We start from the raw sequence: 15,420 nt of genomic DNA on the forward strand, positions 1-15,420 counted from the left end.
TCAATTCTCCTCGTCGGTCTTGAACGGGTCGGACGCCTCCGGCCGGGCGGAACGGTAGGTCACGAGCTCGGTCGGGCGCCCGTCCAGGCGCAGGAACATGGCGGGACGCAGCGCGGCGTCGGGCAGCGCCTTCGCGGCGCGGGCGAAGGCTCCCCGGTCGCCGACGAGATGCGCGAGGGACCGGAAGGCCTCGTCGATCGCACGCTCGCGATCCTCCACCTGCTTCTCGATGCCCGCGATCAGGCTCCGCACCCAGGCGTCGAACTCGTCGGGCACCTGCTCCAGCAGCGCGTCCAGGGGCCTGCCACCGGACGCCTCGATGTCCTCGGCCGAGCAGCCGAGCGCCTGGGCCACCTGCTTGGCGGGCAGCCCCGCGAACCGCTGGATGCCGTGACCGCGCCAGATGTCCCGCTCGGTCACACCGGTGAGCACCTTGTGGAGCCGGACGTACTCGGCGAGCTTGGCCTTGGCCCGCACCCCCGAGGTGAAGCGCAGCACGAAACCCTCCGCGTCGGTGCCCGTGGCGGCCCGGCCACCCGGCAGCCGGTTGGCCTCGGCCAGGGCCAGCAGCTCCGCGAGCGGCATCGCCGGCCACACGGTCACCACCGACCCGATGCCCTGCCAGCCGGTCGCGGCCTCGGCCAGCGCGACCTCCGTGCCGTCCTTGGCGAACGCGGCCAGCAGCACCAGATCACGACGGTCGCCGTAGTCGACGACGATCCGGTTCTGCGGGTAGAGGATTTCGGCGAGGTAGGTCACCCCCGGAACGAGACCGGACGTGTCCTTCCCGTCGAGCAGCCGCTGCGCCCACGTGGCCTGCGTGCTGATGAACGACCCCTTGGACGCCACCTGCCACCGGCCGGCGTAGTGGAACACCACGGCCAGGCTGCCGTCGACCTTGTCGTACACCTCGAACGGCTCGTCGGGGAGGGCGGGCGCGTACGGCTGACCGGCCTCGTGCTCACCGACGTTGAAGAACTTCGGCAGCGGAAGCGCGACGATCTCACCGGTGCTGTCGTCGGCGACGAGACCGCGGCAGCGGATGGTCACGCGGTTCCACACCCGCTCGTACTGGCATGTCCTCGTGTACGTGTAGATGGACAGCGGCAGTTCCGGGTGCTGCTTGCGCGTGACGTGCCCCGCGTCGAGCGCCGCCGCCAACTCCTGTGCTGGCAGCAGCTCGTGAAGAGTCAGGTGGGCCTGGCTCATGTGTTCCTCCCCATGCTGGTGACTGATTGTCACGTGGGAGGAATGCTGTTGAACACTGATTTTGTGGTGGGGGCCGTCACTCGCAGACGATCTCGTCGCGCGGGGTGTAGTGGGTACGGAACGGCTCCCGCTTCACCTCTTCGCCGCCTGCGTGGAAGACCCGCTCCACGGTGACGTCGAAGCCCTCGAGCGGAGTCTGCGGCACGCACTTCTTGTCGGCGCTCACCTTCTTCTCCGGCTCCTTCACGTTCGTACGCGGGCCCGTGACCGACTCGATCTCGTCGTACTTCTTGGTGCCGAGGAAGGTGACGGTGACCGAGGTGTCGGTGGACTCGGCCTGGATGTAGATGGCGTTACCGGAGTCGTTGTTGAACTTCAGGTCCAGGCTGCCCCAGGCGACCGTCGCCTCACGGCCCTCCGGGTAGCGCTCGATGTAGAAGGAGTGGGCGCCGTACTCCACGGGCCTGACCCCGGCGAAGAACATCGCGTTGAACATGGTCGTGGCGACGGCGGAGACACCGCCGCCGGGCGCCTTGGTGAACTGATCGTCGAGGATCATGATCCCCTCGACGAAGCCGTTGGCCTCGGTGCGCTCACCGACGGTCTGGTTGAAGCTCCAGGTCTCGCCCGGCATGACGACGGAGCCGTTGATCAACTCGGCGGCCCGGCCGATGTTCTTCGTGCGGTACGGCGCCGGTTCGAAATTGACCGTGAAGGAGGACATCTTCTCGGTCAGGCCCAGCCGCGCGGCGTTCTCGCGGGTCACCTCCGGCTGCGTCACCCGCGTGGCGACCTCGCCGGTGCGGGCGGCGGCGCCCGACTTGGTGAGCAGCGGCAGCACGGCCTCGCTCAGGGCCTTGTCGGTGACCTGGACGGCGGACGTCGCGTCGTCGGCCGCCATGACCTTGTCGCCGTCGAGGCTCAGTGTGGCGTTCCGGAGCTCGGTGGGCAGGTTGGACAGGGGCTCGGCCACCGCGGGTGCGGCGCGCAGGCCCTTTCCGTCGAGCTTCGGAGTCAGCCTGCCCGTGTCGTCGGGCCGCATCGTCAGGTGCTCGCCCAGAACGGCCTGATCGATCGTGAACCGCGTGTCACCCGCCGTGAGCGTGACCGGCGCCGAGACGGCCGGCCGCGCGAACTCCCGTACCGCCCGCCGCACCTCTTCCGCCGAGACCTTCGGCTCGGTCTCGTCGGTGGGCAGCGCCGTGACCGAGCCCGCCGCGCCGTGCAGGAAGGTCGTACGCAGGGTGTCGACCGCCGCGTTCACGTCCATCGCGTAGCCGCGGCGCGGGGCGACTTCCTCGACCTGGCCGTCCGCGAAGGAGACGGCGCCGTCGCGGACCTTCTGGTCGAGGGTCTTCGCCAGCTTCCCGAGGGTGTCGCGCGCCGTGTCCTCGTCGACGCGTACGACCGGCTCGACGGCACCGCCCGAGCGGAAGAACCCGCCGATCACGCTCACCGGATCGGACCCGGTGCGCACCGCCTGGTCGACGGTCCGCCCGGCGTCGAAGCCGAGTCCGGCCTGCCGCGCGACGACCGTGCCCGTACGGTCACCGACCTTCACGGTCAGTTTCCGCGAGCCGGTCTCCGCCCACTGTCTCTCCAGCTTCGCGGTGGCCTCCGCGCGGCTCAGACCCCCGATGTCGACACCGCGCACGGTCGTACCCGTTTCGATCTCCCCGCCCGTCAGCAGCAGCCCGGCGAGATACAGCCCGCCGAGGCCGACGCTCAGGGCACCGCCCGCCAGGGCGAGGGGCGGAACAGAGGCTTCGCGCGCGGTGAGGGGTATTCGGAGGCGCATGGGTCTCCTGGTGATCGACAGAGCGTGGATGATCGACGGAACGCCGGCCCGATGACGTAACGCTGCGAACAGAACGAGCAAACACAACAAACTATCCACAACCGGGCGGGGAACGTGTATGTCCCAGATCACGTCCGAGGTCCCGGAACCGCAGGGCTCGGAGTGACCGCCCGGGTGCGGACGGTACATGTTCTAGCCTGATCACGCGATACGGCGTCGAGGAAGTACGGGGAGATGCGGGGTGGAGGTGCGGATCCGACCCGCACGAGCCGAAGAGGCGACGGCGCTGACCTAGCTCGTCCTGCGCTCGAAGACGCACTGGGGGTACGACCGGGAGTTCCTGCAAGCGTGCCGCGAGGAACTCACCATCCGGCCGGACGGGATCGACGCCCGCCGGATCGTCGTCGCCGAGGACGCGCAGCTCGGAGTGTTCGGTGTCGCCTCCTTGGAGGGCACGGCACCACAGGGCCGCGTGGGCCTGTGCTTCGTCGAGCCCGACGCCATCGGCCGAGGGGTGGGCCGGGCCCTGTACTCCCATGTGATGCGAGCCGCACGCGAGCTCGGGTTCACCCGGATCACGATCGACTCGGACCCGAACGCGGAACCCTTCTACCGCCGGATGGGCGCCCGACCCGTCGGACGAACCCCCTCCGGCTCGACCGCGGGGCGTGAACTGCCCGTTTTGGAAGTGCTCTTCGCGACCCGTCGCGACAGCTGGGTGGACGCGTGGACGCAGGGCCGTCGCGCGGTCCACTTCGGCAACGTCGCCGAATTCCAGGCCCAGTTCGGCCCCGCCTCCGCCGAAGCCGCGCACTACTCCTGCCTGGCCGCCTTCATCTCTGCGCACCCGGCCGTACTGATCCTGCCCCGAGCGGTGCCGCCCGACTGGATCGACATGGTCGGCGACGTCCTGGGCTGGGGAACCGTGGAGGTGTACGACGGTCTGGCGGAGGTCCCGACGCGCGGGCTCAGCGACGCCGTCCTGTCCCGCCCCGCCCTCGTAGAACGCCTGAAGTCCCTCGGCCTGCCCCTCGTACCCTGGGGCCGCACCCCCGACTTCGCCGAACTCGCCGGCGAGCCGCTGCCCCCGGACGCCCTGCGATACGAGTCCAAGCGGGCCGCGCACGAACTGTTCACCCGGCTCGCACCCGACCCCCCGGGCATCAGGGTGCCGGAGCAGTGGCAGGCGGCCACCCGGCGTGCGGCAGCGCGACTGCTCAGGACGCGCGGCCGCGCGGGCCGGACCACCGTCGTGAAGACCGAGCACGGCGCCGGAGGATCCGGCACCTGGGTCATACGGAACTACCGCTTCCCCTCCCAACTGCCCCGCGGGCCCCTGCTGCTGGAGGAGTTCGTCGCCGGGGAGACCGGGGAGACCGCGCTCAGGGACCTGACTTCGACGGACTGGTGGACAAGGAAGGGCACGTCCACGAGGTGGGAGTCGCCCTCATGGACGTCGAGGGCACTGCCTACCAGGGCGCCACCGTCGGCCCCGGAGTCTCCCGCGCCCACGCCTCGAACAACCCGTGAAGCACCTTCTCCCCGTTCATGACCGCTGATCATCCCAGAGACGGAACGATGCGGGAAGAAGATCCGATAACGGCATTGAGTCAGTCGCGACGCGTAGGACGGCGCAGGTAGGCGCCGACGGGATCGCCCACGACCTTGCCCGCCCGCAGGATGTGATGGCCCCTCAGGAAAGTGTCGGTGACCTGGGCGGTCAACTCGAAGCCCTCGAACGGGGTGTAATCCTGTGCCGACTCCGACTCGGTGGCGCGCACGGTCCAGGTGCGGCCCGGGTCGACCAGGGCGATGTCGGCGTCGTAGCCGGGCGCGAGGGCGCCCTTGGTCCGCAGTCCGTAGCGCCGGGCCGGGTTCCAGGAGGTCAGCGCGGCGATCCGGCCCAGGGGCAGGCCGCGTTTCATCCCCTCGGTGAGCAGGCCGGGGAGGAGGTACTCGGCCCCGCCGAAGCCCGCCCTGGCGAGGAACACGTCGTCCTCGGGCTCACCGAACTTCACCTCCTCGCGGCAGCACGCGTGATCGCTGACGACCCGGTCGACGGTGCCGTCGAGCACGTACTCCCAGAGCGCCTCGACGTCGTCACGGGGCCGCAGCGGCGGGTTGACCTTCCCGCCGAGGCCATGCGCGGTGGTGATGTCGGCGAGCAGATGCCCGACGGTCACCTCGCGGCGGAAGCCGATGTGCGGGAACGCCCGGCTCATCCGCACCGCCGCGTCGACAGCCTTGCCGGACGACAGATGCAGCAAGTTGATCGTCGGCAGCCCGGTCTCGTGCGCCAGATAGGCGGCGACGGAGACCGCCAGCCCTTCGGAGTGCTGCGGCCGAGAGGCACTGTAGGCGGCGAGGCCCGTCAACTCGCCCGCCTGCTCGACCAGTTCGGTGTACGCGGTCATGATCTCGGCGGTCTCGCAGTGCAGGGACAGCGAGATCTGCCCGGCGAGGTCGGGGAACCGCTCGCGTGCGGCCTGCACCCCGCGCATGACGAACTCGAAGTGCGCGTAGTCGTAACGCTCGTCCTCGCCGACCATCAGGAACGCGTTCTGGTCGGCGGACCGGCCGTGCAGGCCATGACTGCCGTAGAACATGAAGATCTTGAACGAGGTGACGCCGAACCGTTCGATCAGGTCCGGGATCTCCCCGATGTGGGCGCGCGAGATCGGCGCGAGATGGAAGCCGTAGTCGACGTGGGCGCGGCCGGAGGCGGCGGCCAGCACCTCGGGGAAGAATTCGGCGTACGGGCCGCCCTTGTTGAGGTAGTAGCAGGGTGGTGATGTCGCTGTCCGGCGGCACCGCCTTGCGCCACGGCCAGTTCCGGACGAGCCCGCCGATGGCCTTGACCGGTACACCCTTCTCCCGCGCGGCGAGGATGGCGCCCGCGTCGGCCGGCGCGATGTCCGCGCTGCCCGAGGCGACGGCCTGCACCGCGGCGACCGAGCCGTCGGTGTTGACGACGTCGACCTTCAGCTTCTCCGCCGCGAAATAGCCCTCGGCGTCCCCCACCGCGTAGGTGGCGACCTCTTCCTTGGGGGCGAACACGGCCGAGGGAATGGCGACTTCGAGCGTGGCCTCGGCATTGCGTAAGTCGTCGTCGGAGGAGTCGGAGGATGACGAACCCCCGTCTCCGCAGGCGGAGAGCGCCGCGAGGACAGCGAAGACGAGGGCACTGACACCGAGCCTCAGGTGGTGGGGAGAGCGCTTCATTCGCGGGCACTCCGTTCGATGAGGTCCGCCGCGGCACGCAGCCCGTCACGCGCCCGGATCCTCGCGGAGGCTTCCGTGAGGATGCGCCGCAACCCGGTGTCGCCGAGCAACCGGGCCAGGGCGCCGTGCAGTTGGCCGTCGGTGAAGCGGTACGGGTCGAGCCGGACGCCGTAGCCCAGTTCGGCGACCCGCTGGGCGTTGTCGTACTGGTCCCAGAACAGCGGCAGCACGACCATGGGCTTGCCGAAGTGGAGGGCCTCGGTGGTGGTGTTGTTGCCGCCGTGCGTGATGACGAGGTCGACCAGCGGGAGGATCCGGGTCTGCGGCAGGAACTCCGCACCCCACATGTTCGGCGGAAGCTCGATCTCGTCGTGCAGCGGCCCCTTGGAGACGATGTAACGGTGCGGGGTGCGCGCCAGTGAGGCGATGACCCGGCGCATGAGGTCGACGTCGGCGGAGCCGAGCGAGCCGAGGCTGAAGTAGACCAGCGCGCTGCCGTCGGCCGGTTCGGCCAGTTCCGGAGGCAGGGTGAACTCCTCGTCCGTCTCCCGCACCGAGGAGTCAAGACGGTGCCAAGTGGGCCCCAGCGGGCGGGCATCGGTGTAGTCGGCGATCTCCGGATACACGTACAGGTTCAGATCGCCCTCGTGGATGAACTCCAACTCGGGAAGCGGCCGTGCGCCCTGCTCCACCACCCACGCGTTGAAGCCGGCCCACACGTCGCGGTGCGTACGGTCGTACTCGGCACGGAACTCGGCCCAACCGGCGCGGTCGTCGGCCGGGTACCCGGAGAAGGGCGGGGGAACGTGTTCGCCCTTCATCTCCAGCGGGTTGCAGGAGACGATCCGCACGAAGGGGACACCGGCCGTCGTCAGCGCGGGGAAGCAGACGACGTTGTCCTCGACGATCACATCCGGCCGCACCCGGTCGATGATCTCCTTGAGCTGGGGTTCGCAGTACCGGGCGCCGGAGAGCAACTCCTCCCACACCGGCTTGACCCAGGTCCCCAACTGCTCGATCGTCGGCTTGCGGAACTCCGGCGCGGTGTCCCGGATGAAGTCCTTCCAGAACTGCCCGGCCTCCTGCGGCTTTTCGGGCGGCGGAGCCAGATCGACCAGCTCCTCCTCGAAGCCGAGCGCCGTGAGCCGGCCCTTCCAGGACGCCTCCGCCGCGAACACCACACGGTGGCCACGGCGGCGCAGTACGTCCCCGATGCCGACGCAGTTGTTGGTCGGACCGTACGCGCTCTCCGGAGCGAAGAGGATGGTCAGGGGTCTGGGCAAGGGGTGTCTCCCGTCTTCTCGATCAGTACCGCGCTGTCCGGGTCCCAGGACAGCGCGACGCGGGCGCCGGAGGTCACCGTGGCCGGGCCCGGCACGGTCAGCAGGACCGGCCGGTCCAGACCGGGGACCGTGACCGCGATCCGTGAGGAGCCGCCGAAGTAACTGATGTCGAGCACCGTGCCGGGCAAGGGAGCGTTCGCGCCTTCGGCGGCGAGCCGGATGTTCTCCGGGCGTACGGCGACGAGGCCGGCGGTGTCACCGGCCGGGGCGGGCAGGACACCGACGCCGGGTACGTCGAGTCCGCCGGAGGGCAGCAGACGTCCGGAGAAGACGTTGTTGGCGCCTGCGAAGCCCGCGACGAACCGGCCCCGAGGGTGCCGGTAGAGCTCGACGGGTGTGTCGACCTGATGGACGCGTCCCCGGTCCAGGACGGCGATCCGGTCGGCGAGCGACATGGCCTCCTCCTGGTCGTGGGTGACGACGAGGAAGGTGATGCCCGCCTCGTGCTGGAGCCGTTTCAGCTCCAGTTGCATCTCCGCGCGGGCATGTCTGTCCAGCGCCGACAGCGGCTCGTCGAGGAGCAGCAGACGGGGCCGTTTCACGATCGCGCGGGCCAGCGCGACCCTCTGCCGCTGGCCGCCCGACAGCTGGTGCGGCCGTCTGCGCGCCTCGGCCGTCAACCCCACCGTCTCCAGCACCGCGGCGACCCTGGCACGGATGTCGGCCCGGGGCAGCCGCTCCCGCGCCAGCCCGTACGCGATGTTGTTCTCCACGCTCATGTGCGGGAACAGGGCGTACGACTGGAACATCAGGTTGACCGGCCGCCGGTGCGCGGGTACGCCCAGCAGGTCCCGGCCGTCCAGGCTGACCGTGCCGCTGTCCGGCGTCTCGAAGCCGGCGAGGACGCGCAGCAGCGTCGTCTTCCCGCAACCGCTCGGGCCGAGGAGGGCGAAGAACTCGCCCTCCTCGATGTCCAGACTCACCCCGTCCAGGGCGGTGACCTGGCCGAACCGCCGGGTGACGTCATGGATCCGGATCACAGCGCTTCCACGAGCCGGCTCACCCTCTGCGCGGCGATCACCGCGGTGAAACTGACCGCCAGCAGCAGGGTGGCCAGAGCGTTGATCTCCGGCGTCACACCGAACCTGATCATCGAGTAGACGACGATCGGCAGGGTCGGATCCTTCGGCCCCGCCGTGAAGAACGCGATGACGAACTCGTCGAGCGAGAGCGTGAACACCAGCAGCGCCCCCGCCACGATTTCCGGGGCGAGCGCCGGCAGGGTCACCCGGAGGAACGTGGCGACCGGCCCCGCGCCGAGGTCACGTGAGGCCTCCTCCAGCGAGGGGTCGAGGTGGGCGATCCGGGCGCCTACGACGGCCGTCACGAAGGCGAGGCCGAAGACGGTGTGGGCGAGCAGCACCGAATGCAGGCCGTGGGTCGCCGAGGCGAACGAGTAGAAGGTCAGCAGACCGATCGCCAGCACGATGTCCGGCAGGACGGCGGGCATCACCGACAGGGCGTGCAGCAGCCGCGAACGGCTTCCGTGGCGGGCCAGCCCCACAGCCAGCAGCGTGCCGAGAACGGTGGACAGGGCGGTGGCACCCGCGGCCACGACCAGCGTGTTGGCCAGACCGCGCAGGACCTCGTCGTCGCGCGCCAGCGTGCTGTACCAGCCGGTACTGAACCCGGACCACTCGTAGGGACTGTCCGACCGGTTGAAGGACATCACCACGAGCACCACGACCGGCGTGTAGAGGAACGCGTACGTCACCCCCAGCGGCAGGAGCCCCAGTCGGCGCATCACCGACCCCACAGCCGGCGCCGGGCCCACGCCTGCGCCATGAGCAGCAGGACCAGCGACGCCACCAGGGCGAGGGCCAGCACCGAACCGAAAGGCCAGTCCCGGGCCGTCAGGAACTGGTCTTTGATCACGTTGCCGACCATCACCGTGCGCCCGCCGCCCAGCAGTTCGGGGACGACGAAGTTGCCGAGGCTGGGCACGAAGACGAACACGCATCCGGTCAGCGCGCCGGGCAGGGTGAGCGGAAGCGTCACACTCCAGAACGTACGGGCCGGGCGCGCCCCCAGATCGGCCGAGGCTTCGAGCAGCCGTGTGTCGACCCGCTCGATCGCCGAGTACAGCGGCAGCACCATCAGCGGCAGATGGGCGTAGAGCAGCCCCACGACGACGGCCGAGTCCGTGTAGAGCAACTCGAGCGGCCGGTCGGCGATCCCGATGCCGGTGAGGGCCGTGTTCACCACGCCCTGGCTGGACAGCAGCGCGATCCAGGCGTGGGTACGGATCAGGAAGTTCGTCCAGAACGGCAGGACGACCAGGATCAGGGCGACCGTACGCCATCTTCTGGGCAGCCGGGCGATCACGTACGCCGTCGGGTAGCCGAGGACGAGCGCGAGCACCGTCGTGATCGCCGCGATCCTCAACGAGTCGACGAGGACACCGGCGTACAGCGAGTCCGCGATCCTCGAGAAGTTCTCGCCGGTCACACCGTCCGCGTACGCGATCCCGCCGAAGCGGCCCCGCTGGAAGACCGTGTAGCAGGCCAACAGGGCCAGCGGCAGCAGGAGCAGGACGACCAGGTACGCGAACCCGGGGCCGATCAGCAGGAACCGGGCTCGCGGACGCGGCCCCGAACCCGCCTTCCCTCGCAGGACCATCAGCCCGCGGTGACTTCCGTGACGATCCGGGTGTAGGCCGTGGAGGCGTCCCCGAGGTCGACGACGGACTCACCCTCCAGCAGTTGCTCCGGAGTCATTCGGAGAGCCGGGTACTTCTCCAACAGGGCCGGATCGACCTCGTCCATCGCCGCCCTGCCCGGGACCTTGTAGAAGATGTTCTCGGCGACCCAGGAGTGCACCTCGGCATCGAGGACGTAGTTGATGAAGGAGTGAGCCGCCTCCTTGTTCGTCGACGACTTGAGGATCACCATCGTGTCGACCCAGAGATCGCTGCCCTCCTCGGGCACGACGAACCCGATCCTCTTGTCGTCGGTCGGACACCAGCCGTCCCAGGCCTCCGCCAGTACGGCCTCCCCGGACTTGAGCCGGTCGCCGAACGTGGTGTCGTCGTACGCGAGGAGCCCCTCCTTCGCGCCGAGCAGTAACTCCTTGACACGGGCGAGTTGTTGCTCGTCGGTGGTGTTCACCGAATATCCGAGCGCCTTCTGCGCGGGGAGGAACAGCCAGCGCTCGGTCTTCAGCATGGTGATCTTCTTCTTGAGCGCGGCCCGCGGCTTCAGCAGATCGTTCCAACTGTCCGGGGTGTAGCCGATGAGGTCCTTGCGGTAGCAGAGTCCGGTGGTGCCCCAGGTGTACGGGACGGAGTAGACGTTGCCCTTGTCGTGGGCGAGACGGGAAGCCGCCGGATCCAGGTTGTCGGGGTGGGGGACCAATTCGTGGTGGATCGGTTCGAGCAGCCCCTGCTCCGCGAGCGCCTGCGCGTACTGGCCCGACACGAAGGCCACGTCGATGCCGCTGTCGGAGGAGGCGGTCAGTTTGGCGACGATCTCCTCGTTCGTGGTGTGCTTCGCGACGGTGACGGGCGCGCCGACGGCGGACCTGAACCGGCCGGGAAGATCCTCCGGCAGGTAACCGTCCCAGTTCGACACCGTGAGCCGCTGCTTGCTCAGGTCCGCCCCGGGATCGAGCGACGCGGAGGCTGCGACGCCGCCCCCGCCCGGCTCACCGCCGCCTCCGCAGGCGGACAGAACGAGGGCGAGAACGACCGCCGTCGCGCCCAGCGGAACGTGCCTGAACCTCGGTGCGCGTAACACGCCACTCCCTTGCGGTCGAGACCAGCCGGACGAGTGCGGGGTGCGCCAGGTCCGCCGACAGGCTGACGGGCAGGCATCGATTCCGGAGTCTGGCATCGCTGACATGTACAGGGCAAGAGTGTGGTGGTCAGCCCGTGGGCTGAGCCGGCGTGGCCTCGTCGGCCGACCCGGCCTGCCCGCCGCAGAACACGTCCTTGATGAGCGTCTCTGATCAGTTTAGTGATCCCATGTCAGACATGGTGTCTGATATGGGTTCTGCCATCGTGGAGGGGTGGCGTGGGCGTGCAGGTGGAATCCTGCGCCCAGCGGTGCCCCTCGCGGCCGGTGTCGGCGGGATGGGGGTCCCCGGACGGAGTCTGGGGGAGGGTGTGCTGATCGTCGTCCCGCCCTGGTGCCGGTGGGCTGCGCGGGGCAGCGTCCTTTGGCCCGTTGGTGCGTGTCCCTCCGGACGCTTGCCCGCCGGGCCGCAGGGGCCGGTGGGGGAGGGTGCCCCGCGTCGCCTGGGCGCGGGGCGTGTAGTGCGGTGCAGGGTGGGGCCGGTCTTGGACCGGTCGGCCCGACTGGTCGCGGTGGTCGGGGTGATGACCGCTTTCGTTTCGAGCGTGTCCACCACCGAGCGGATGACCATGGTTGCGGTGGTGCGGTCGGTGACGGTCTTGGTCTGGTGGGCGAGGCCGGCGATGCGCTGCCAGGCGCCGTGGTCGCGGTCGCCCTGCCAGCCGCATCCGGCCCGGTCGGGGCAGACGGCCCATTTCCAGCCCGGTGCGGTGGGGCGGTCGGGGGCTTTGCGGTGCCGCAGCGGGGTCAGGCACCGGGGGCAGCGCCTGGACGTGTCGCGGGGTGGGACGGTGACGACTGCGATACCGGCCTCGGCGGCGAGGTGCCGGACGCGGTCGGCGATCTGTCCGCGCACGGTCTGGGACAGGCGGGTGTTGTGGGTGCGGCCCATGCCCTTGGCTTCCATCGACCGCAGGTCTTCCAGGTAGATCACAGTGGCCTGGGCGGCGATGGCCTGGTCCACCGTCCAGCGGGCGGCGGCCCAGCCGAGGGTGTCGTTCAGGCTCGACCTGCGGTCGGACACGAAGCGGATCTCGTCTTCCAGCACCCCGTGTTTGCCGGACAGTTCATGCTGCTCGTCGCCGTCGATGAGCCGCTGGTACTGGCTGGCCTTGGCGTGCAGGTGTTCCGACAGGCGCCGGAGCTGATGCTGTTTGGCCAGGACTCCGGCGGCCCGGAACTGGGCACCATGCCCCAGCGCCGTGATATGCCCGTCGTCGTGCAGCCGGGCCGCGCCCGCGGACAGCAGGGTGTTCAGGCCCCAGTCCACGCCGAGGGCCACGGTGTGGCCGGTGCGGCGGGCCTTGGGCACGGCGTGCGTGTGGGCCAGGTCGGCGCGCACCCTGTTGCCCGCAAGGCGGAGGGTGGGCAGGTGGAGCACCGCGCCCGGCGGGATGGTGGGCGGCAGCATGATGGGGCAGGCCACCCAGGTCCAGTCCCGGTAGGAGCGCGGGTCGTGCCGAGTGGGCAGTTGCAGGCGCAGCAGCGCCCGCTGGGGGTCGTCCTCGCCGCGTTCGATGGTGGCCTGTTGCCCGTCACACGCCGACAGCAGCAGCATCCGCGCTGCCCGGGGCGGGGCCTCCAGCTCGAAGACATCGGCCGGCAGACGGCCGTTCTTCGTGGTGAAGGCGGTGATCTGCCGGGTGCGGGAACGGATCACACTCGACGGGAGGTGCCAGCCGCCAGGGATCGCCCCCCCGTACCGCATCCCACTCCTGGGCGGTCCGTTTGCCCGGGTCCGCGGGCCAGGTTGCCAGAGCACCAGCCGTCAGCTCGGCCCGCCAGTTCGCAGCGCGCAGAGCGCGCCCGGCCTGCTCCTGGGCCATGCGTACGATTCGGTCGTTGACCTTCATATCCCCAGCCGGGGCAGCCGTCCAGCTCAGCCGGCGCAGGGCCATCCACGCGTTCGACGGCAGCTTCTGCCCGCCCATGTCCTCACCCGAGGCGAGTACGCCCACATCAGCAGCGTTCCAGTGCTCGGCCAACAGCTCGGCAGCCATGCCGGAGACCAGATCAGCGGCCCAGCCAACCCGCTGCGCCAGCACAGCAACGGACAGTGTCTCGCCCATCTTCTCCACCACGCCCGCACGCAGCAGTCCACGGGCGCAGGCAGTCCGGGCCATCTCGCCCTCGCCCAGCGGCAGCTTCCCGCTCACAGGCAACCCCGTTCCCGCCTGCGGTGCTGTCATCCGATCAACGACACTCCCGCGAAAAGGTCACGCATTCGAACCACGCACTCAGATACGACACCAGTACCAGACGCACAACACCCACGGACGACGCATCGCTATGGATACCAAAGGAAACACGTGAGCTGTACGGGAGAGGGAAGGGTGCGGCATGTGTGCGCCTACTTGTCGCTCCCCATGCACCCGAGGAAGGTCGGGCACAGGCCATGGCCGACGGATCACCGCCGGCCACCACGGGCACGTGGGCGGTGAGTTCAGCGTTGCAGGAGAGCGTTGAGGTTGTCGTGGCCGACGCCCGGCCGGCTGAGCGCCAGCCAGCCGTGGCCGCGCATACGAGTGGTGGCACCGATGTTGCCGGGATCGACGGACAGCCGTGCGCAGGCGTGAGCCACCCCGGCGGTGCCCTCATTCAGGTCGGCGTCGCCGGACTCCGGGTCGAAGTCGGGGGCGCTGACGCGGAGTTCTTCCCAGGGAAGCGGGTCGCCGGTCCACTCCGGGCTGCTCTCCGCCGCGTAACGCCGACGGATGACACCCTTGTCGGCGACCGCCCAGATCTCGGCACCCGCCACCGAGTCGTCGAAGAACATCTGCGCCGTACCGCAGTGGACGCTCAGCCGTTCCACCGCCTCCATCCACTCGTCCCAGTCGATACCGACGAGGTCGGGCAGGTTGCCGAAGATCAGCCGCCAGCCGTCCAGTTCAGGCGTGATGAAGGTGGGGAGCGCATCCTTACGGAACGGCAGATCCTCGACGTCGGCGCCCTCGTCCAGCGTGACCGGGAACCGGTCGTGCAGACCGAGCGCCTCGAAGAGCCCTTCGTACGTCGCGCCGGGCACCGCATACCACCAGCCGCGAGGATCCAGGGCAAACGGCTCGTCACCAGCGGACTTGATCAGTGCACGGCGCTCCAGGAGCTTCCTGTCACGCCCGTCGAGACGGTCGGTCAAACCGGTGGCGATCAGGTCGCCCAGCCTGCTGTGGGTCACGGCCGAAGATCCTATGGGGCCACGGTGGACGAGTATGAACCGGTCAGCCTTTCCCGTTGCCACCCCGTCCTGTCAGTGTTCCGCGGCCGCGTCATGCGGTGCTGCCGGGGAGGTTGGTTCGGGCGCGGACCCAGCCGAAAAGCACCACCGAGCACACGGCTGCGAACGCGCACCAGGTCGAGATGAACTCCAGCCGCCACAGTGCCCAGCATGCCGGCGCACCCATGGCGACCAGAACGCCCAGGGCTCGCAGCCACCGGTCGCCGGACAGCAGCAGGGAGCCCACGGTGGCCAGGAGGTAGCCGGTGATGAGGACAGGTGCGTGGGACAGGCCGACCGCGTAGCCGATCGTGTGGCCGCGCGGCTCGGCCGTCACCGGGCCGGTCGCAAGACCGTGGGCGAGCAACGCGGCTGTGGCGGTTCCGGCGGCGAGCGGGAGAAGCAGGCGGCGCCGGGCGTGCGGCGGCGCCGCACACCACACTGCCACCGGCACCCACACCGCCAGTACGGGCAGTGCGACGACCGCCCAGACGACGGTGGCGGGTCCGCTGCCGCCCCCCGATCCCCAGACCACCGACTCGACGATCTGATGGGCGCCGAGCAGGAGCGGCAGCGCGGCGAGTGGAAGATCCCGGCTACTGCGTACCCGCGTCACACAGGCCACCCCGACGGCCGCGATACCGCTGCCCGCCACGAGATCAGCCGTCGCACTCCAGCACATCGGGCCGCCAGGGGGTAGCTCGTCGTGTGTGTCCGCCGTTCCGCGGCCACGGTGTGTCTCGCTCGGACGAGGCCCGCGGTGACACGAGGGCCACCGTCACGATTCTCGTCGGCGTGTGCGAAGGCGGCTGCTTACGCGACTTGCGCGGCCGTGCATCACGT

General features: G+C 69.7%; 13 protein-coding genes and 1 pseudogene. 1 reads left to right on the forward strand and 13 read right to left on the reverse strand.

The genetic code is table 11. The features are described from left to right. A complete protein-coding gene (locus F3T56_RS09935; RefSeq protein WP_149824467.1) occupies nucleotides 1–1,209 on the reverse strand; it encodes an RNA ligase in 1,209 nt (402 codons plus the stop codon). Between the two features lie 76 nt (nucleotides 1,210–1,285). Continuing rightward, nucleotides 1,286–3,007 carry a VanW family protein gene (locus tag F3T56_RS09940; protein WP_149824469.1) on the reverse strand — a complete coding sequence of 574 codons (1,722 nt, stop codon included), beginning with the start codon at nucleotides 3,005–3,007 and terminating at the stop codon, nucleotides 1,286–1,288. 397 nt (nucleotides 3,008–3,404) lie between these two features. Between F3T56_RS09940 and F3T56_RS49660 the strand changes: the two genes are divergently transcribed. After that, nucleotides 3,405–4,559: a GNAT family N-acetyltransferase gene (locus tag F3T56_RS49660; RefSeq protein ID WP_342786909.1), complete on the forward strand. Its 1,155-nt coding sequence runs from the start codon at nucleotides 3,405–3,407 to the stop codon at nucleotides 4,557–4,559. A 58-nt stretch (nucleotides 4,560–4,617) separates the two neighbouring features. Here the strand turns inward: F3T56_RS49660 and F3T56_RS09950 are convergent, their stop codons facing one another. The 11 genes and pseudogenes from F3T56_RS09950 to F3T56_RS09995 all read right to left on the reverse strand — a co-directional run bounded on the left by F3T56_RS09950 (nucleotide 4,618) and on the right by F3T56_RS09995 (nucleotide 15,259). Further along, nucleotides 4,618–5,742, reverse strand: a complete 1,125-nt coding sequence (locus F3T56_RS09950; RefSeq protein ID WP_246203523.1) for a dihydroorotase — start codon at nucleotides 5,740–5,742, stop codon at nucleotides 4,618–4,620. Nucleotides 5,743–5,851: 109 nt separating this feature from the next. Then, nucleotides 5,852–6,229 (reverse strand): annotated as a pseudogene (locus F3T56_RS09955) (ABC transporter substrate-binding protein); the annotation flags it as partial. After that, nucleotides 6,226–7,512, reverse strand: a complete 1,287-nt coding sequence (locus tag F3T56_RS09960) for a glycosyltransferase (RefSeq protein ID WP_149824471.1) — start codon at nucleotides 7,510–7,512, stop codon at nucleotides 6,226–6,228. The gene F3T56_RS09960 and the pseudogene F3T56_RS09955, both read right to left, overlap by 4 nt. Next, a complete protein-coding gene (locus F3T56_RS09965; RefSeq protein ID WP_149824473.1) occupies nucleotides 7,497–8,552 on the reverse strand; it encodes an ABC transporter ATP-binding protein in 1,056 nt (351 codons plus the stop codon). The genes F3T56_RS09960 and F3T56_RS09965 overlap by 16 nt, the downstream gene beginning before the upstream one ends. After that, nucleotides 8,549–9,316: an ABC transporter permease gene (locus F3T56_RS09970; protein WP_149824475.1), complete on the reverse strand. Its 768-nt coding sequence runs from the start codon at nucleotides 9,314–9,316 to the stop codon at nucleotides 8,549–8,551. The genes F3T56_RS09965 and F3T56_RS09970 overlap by 4 nt, the downstream gene beginning before the upstream one ends. Continuing rightward, on the reverse strand, nucleotides 9,316–10,191 hold the full coding sequence (locus F3T56_RS09975) for an ABC transporter permease (RefSeq protein WP_149824477.1): 876 nt from the start codon (nucleotides 10,189–10,191) through the stop codon (nucleotides 9,316–9,318). The genes F3T56_RS09970 and F3T56_RS09975 overlap by 1 nt, the downstream gene beginning before the upstream one ends. Next, on the reverse strand, nucleotides 10,191–11,306 hold the full coding sequence (locus F3T56_RS09980) for a polyamine ABC transporter substrate-binding protein (protein WP_246203524.1): 1,116 nt from the start codon (nucleotides 11,304–11,306) through the stop codon (nucleotides 10,191–10,193). Before F3T56_RS09980 ends, F3T56_RS09975 begins: the two co-directional genes overlap by 1 nt. Before the next feature lie 211 nt (nucleotides 11,307–11,517). After that, on the reverse strand, nucleotides 11,518–12,921 hold the full coding sequence (locus F3T56_RS49665; protein WP_342786910.1) for a zinc ribbon domain-containing protein: 1,404 nt from the start codon (nucleotides 12,919–12,921) through the stop codon (nucleotides 11,518–11,520). Then, complete coding sequence (locus F3T56_RS47595; protein WP_246203525.1) at nucleotides 12,899–13,519, reverse strand: hypothetical protein; 621 nt, start codon at nucleotides 13,517–13,519, stop codon at nucleotides 12,899–12,901. The genes F3T56_RS49665 and F3T56_RS47595 overlap by 23 nt, the downstream gene beginning before the upstream one ends. A gap of 287 nt (nucleotides 13,520–13,806) precedes the next feature. After that, a complete protein-coding gene (locus F3T56_RS09990) occupies nucleotides 13,807–14,538 on the reverse strand; it encodes a hypothetical protein (protein ID WP_149824479.1) in 732 nt (243 codons plus the stop codon). Between the two features lie 91 nt (nucleotides 14,539–14,629). Further along, on the reverse strand, nucleotides 14,630–15,259 hold the full coding sequence (locus F3T56_RS09995) for a DUF6629 family protein (protein WP_149824481.1): 630 nt from the start codon (nucleotides 15,257–15,259) through the stop codon (nucleotides 14,630–14,632). Nucleotides 15,260–15,420 lie beyond the last annotated feature (161 nt).

The sequence above is a fragment of the Streptomyces tailanensis genome (genome assembly GCF_008386495.1).
In the GTDB taxonomy this organism is placed as follows: domain Bacteria; phylum Actinomycetota; class Actinomycetes; order Streptomycetales; family Streptomycetaceae; genus Streptomyces; species Streptomyces tailanensis.

Coding starts and splice junctions, on each gene's coding strand:
- F3T56_RS49665 (WP_342786910.1), bottom strand. CDS start 12,921: ATGCTGCTGCTGTCGGCGTGTGACGGGCAACAGGCCACCATCGAACGC.
- F3T56_RS09940 (WP_149824469.1), bottom strand. CDS start 3,007: ATGCGCCTCCGAATACCCCTCACCGCGCGCGAAGCCTCTGTTCCGCCC.
- F3T56_RS09935 (WP_149824467.1), bottom strand. CDS start 1,209: ATGAGCCAGGCCCACCTGACTCTTCACGAGCTGCTGCCAGCACAGGAG.
- F3T56_RS09970 (WP_149824475.1), bottom strand. CDS start 9,316: ATGCGCCGACTGGGGCTCCTGCCGCTGGGGGTGACGTACGCGTTCCTC.
- F3T56_RS09975 (WP_149824477.1), bottom strand. CDS start 10,191: ATGGTCCTGCGAGGGAAGGCGGGTTCGGGGCCGCGTCCGCGAGCCCGG.
- F3T56_RS09995 (WP_149824481.1), bottom strand. CDS start 15,259: ATGTGCTGGAGTGCGACGGCTGATCTCGTGGCGGGCAGCGGTATCGCG.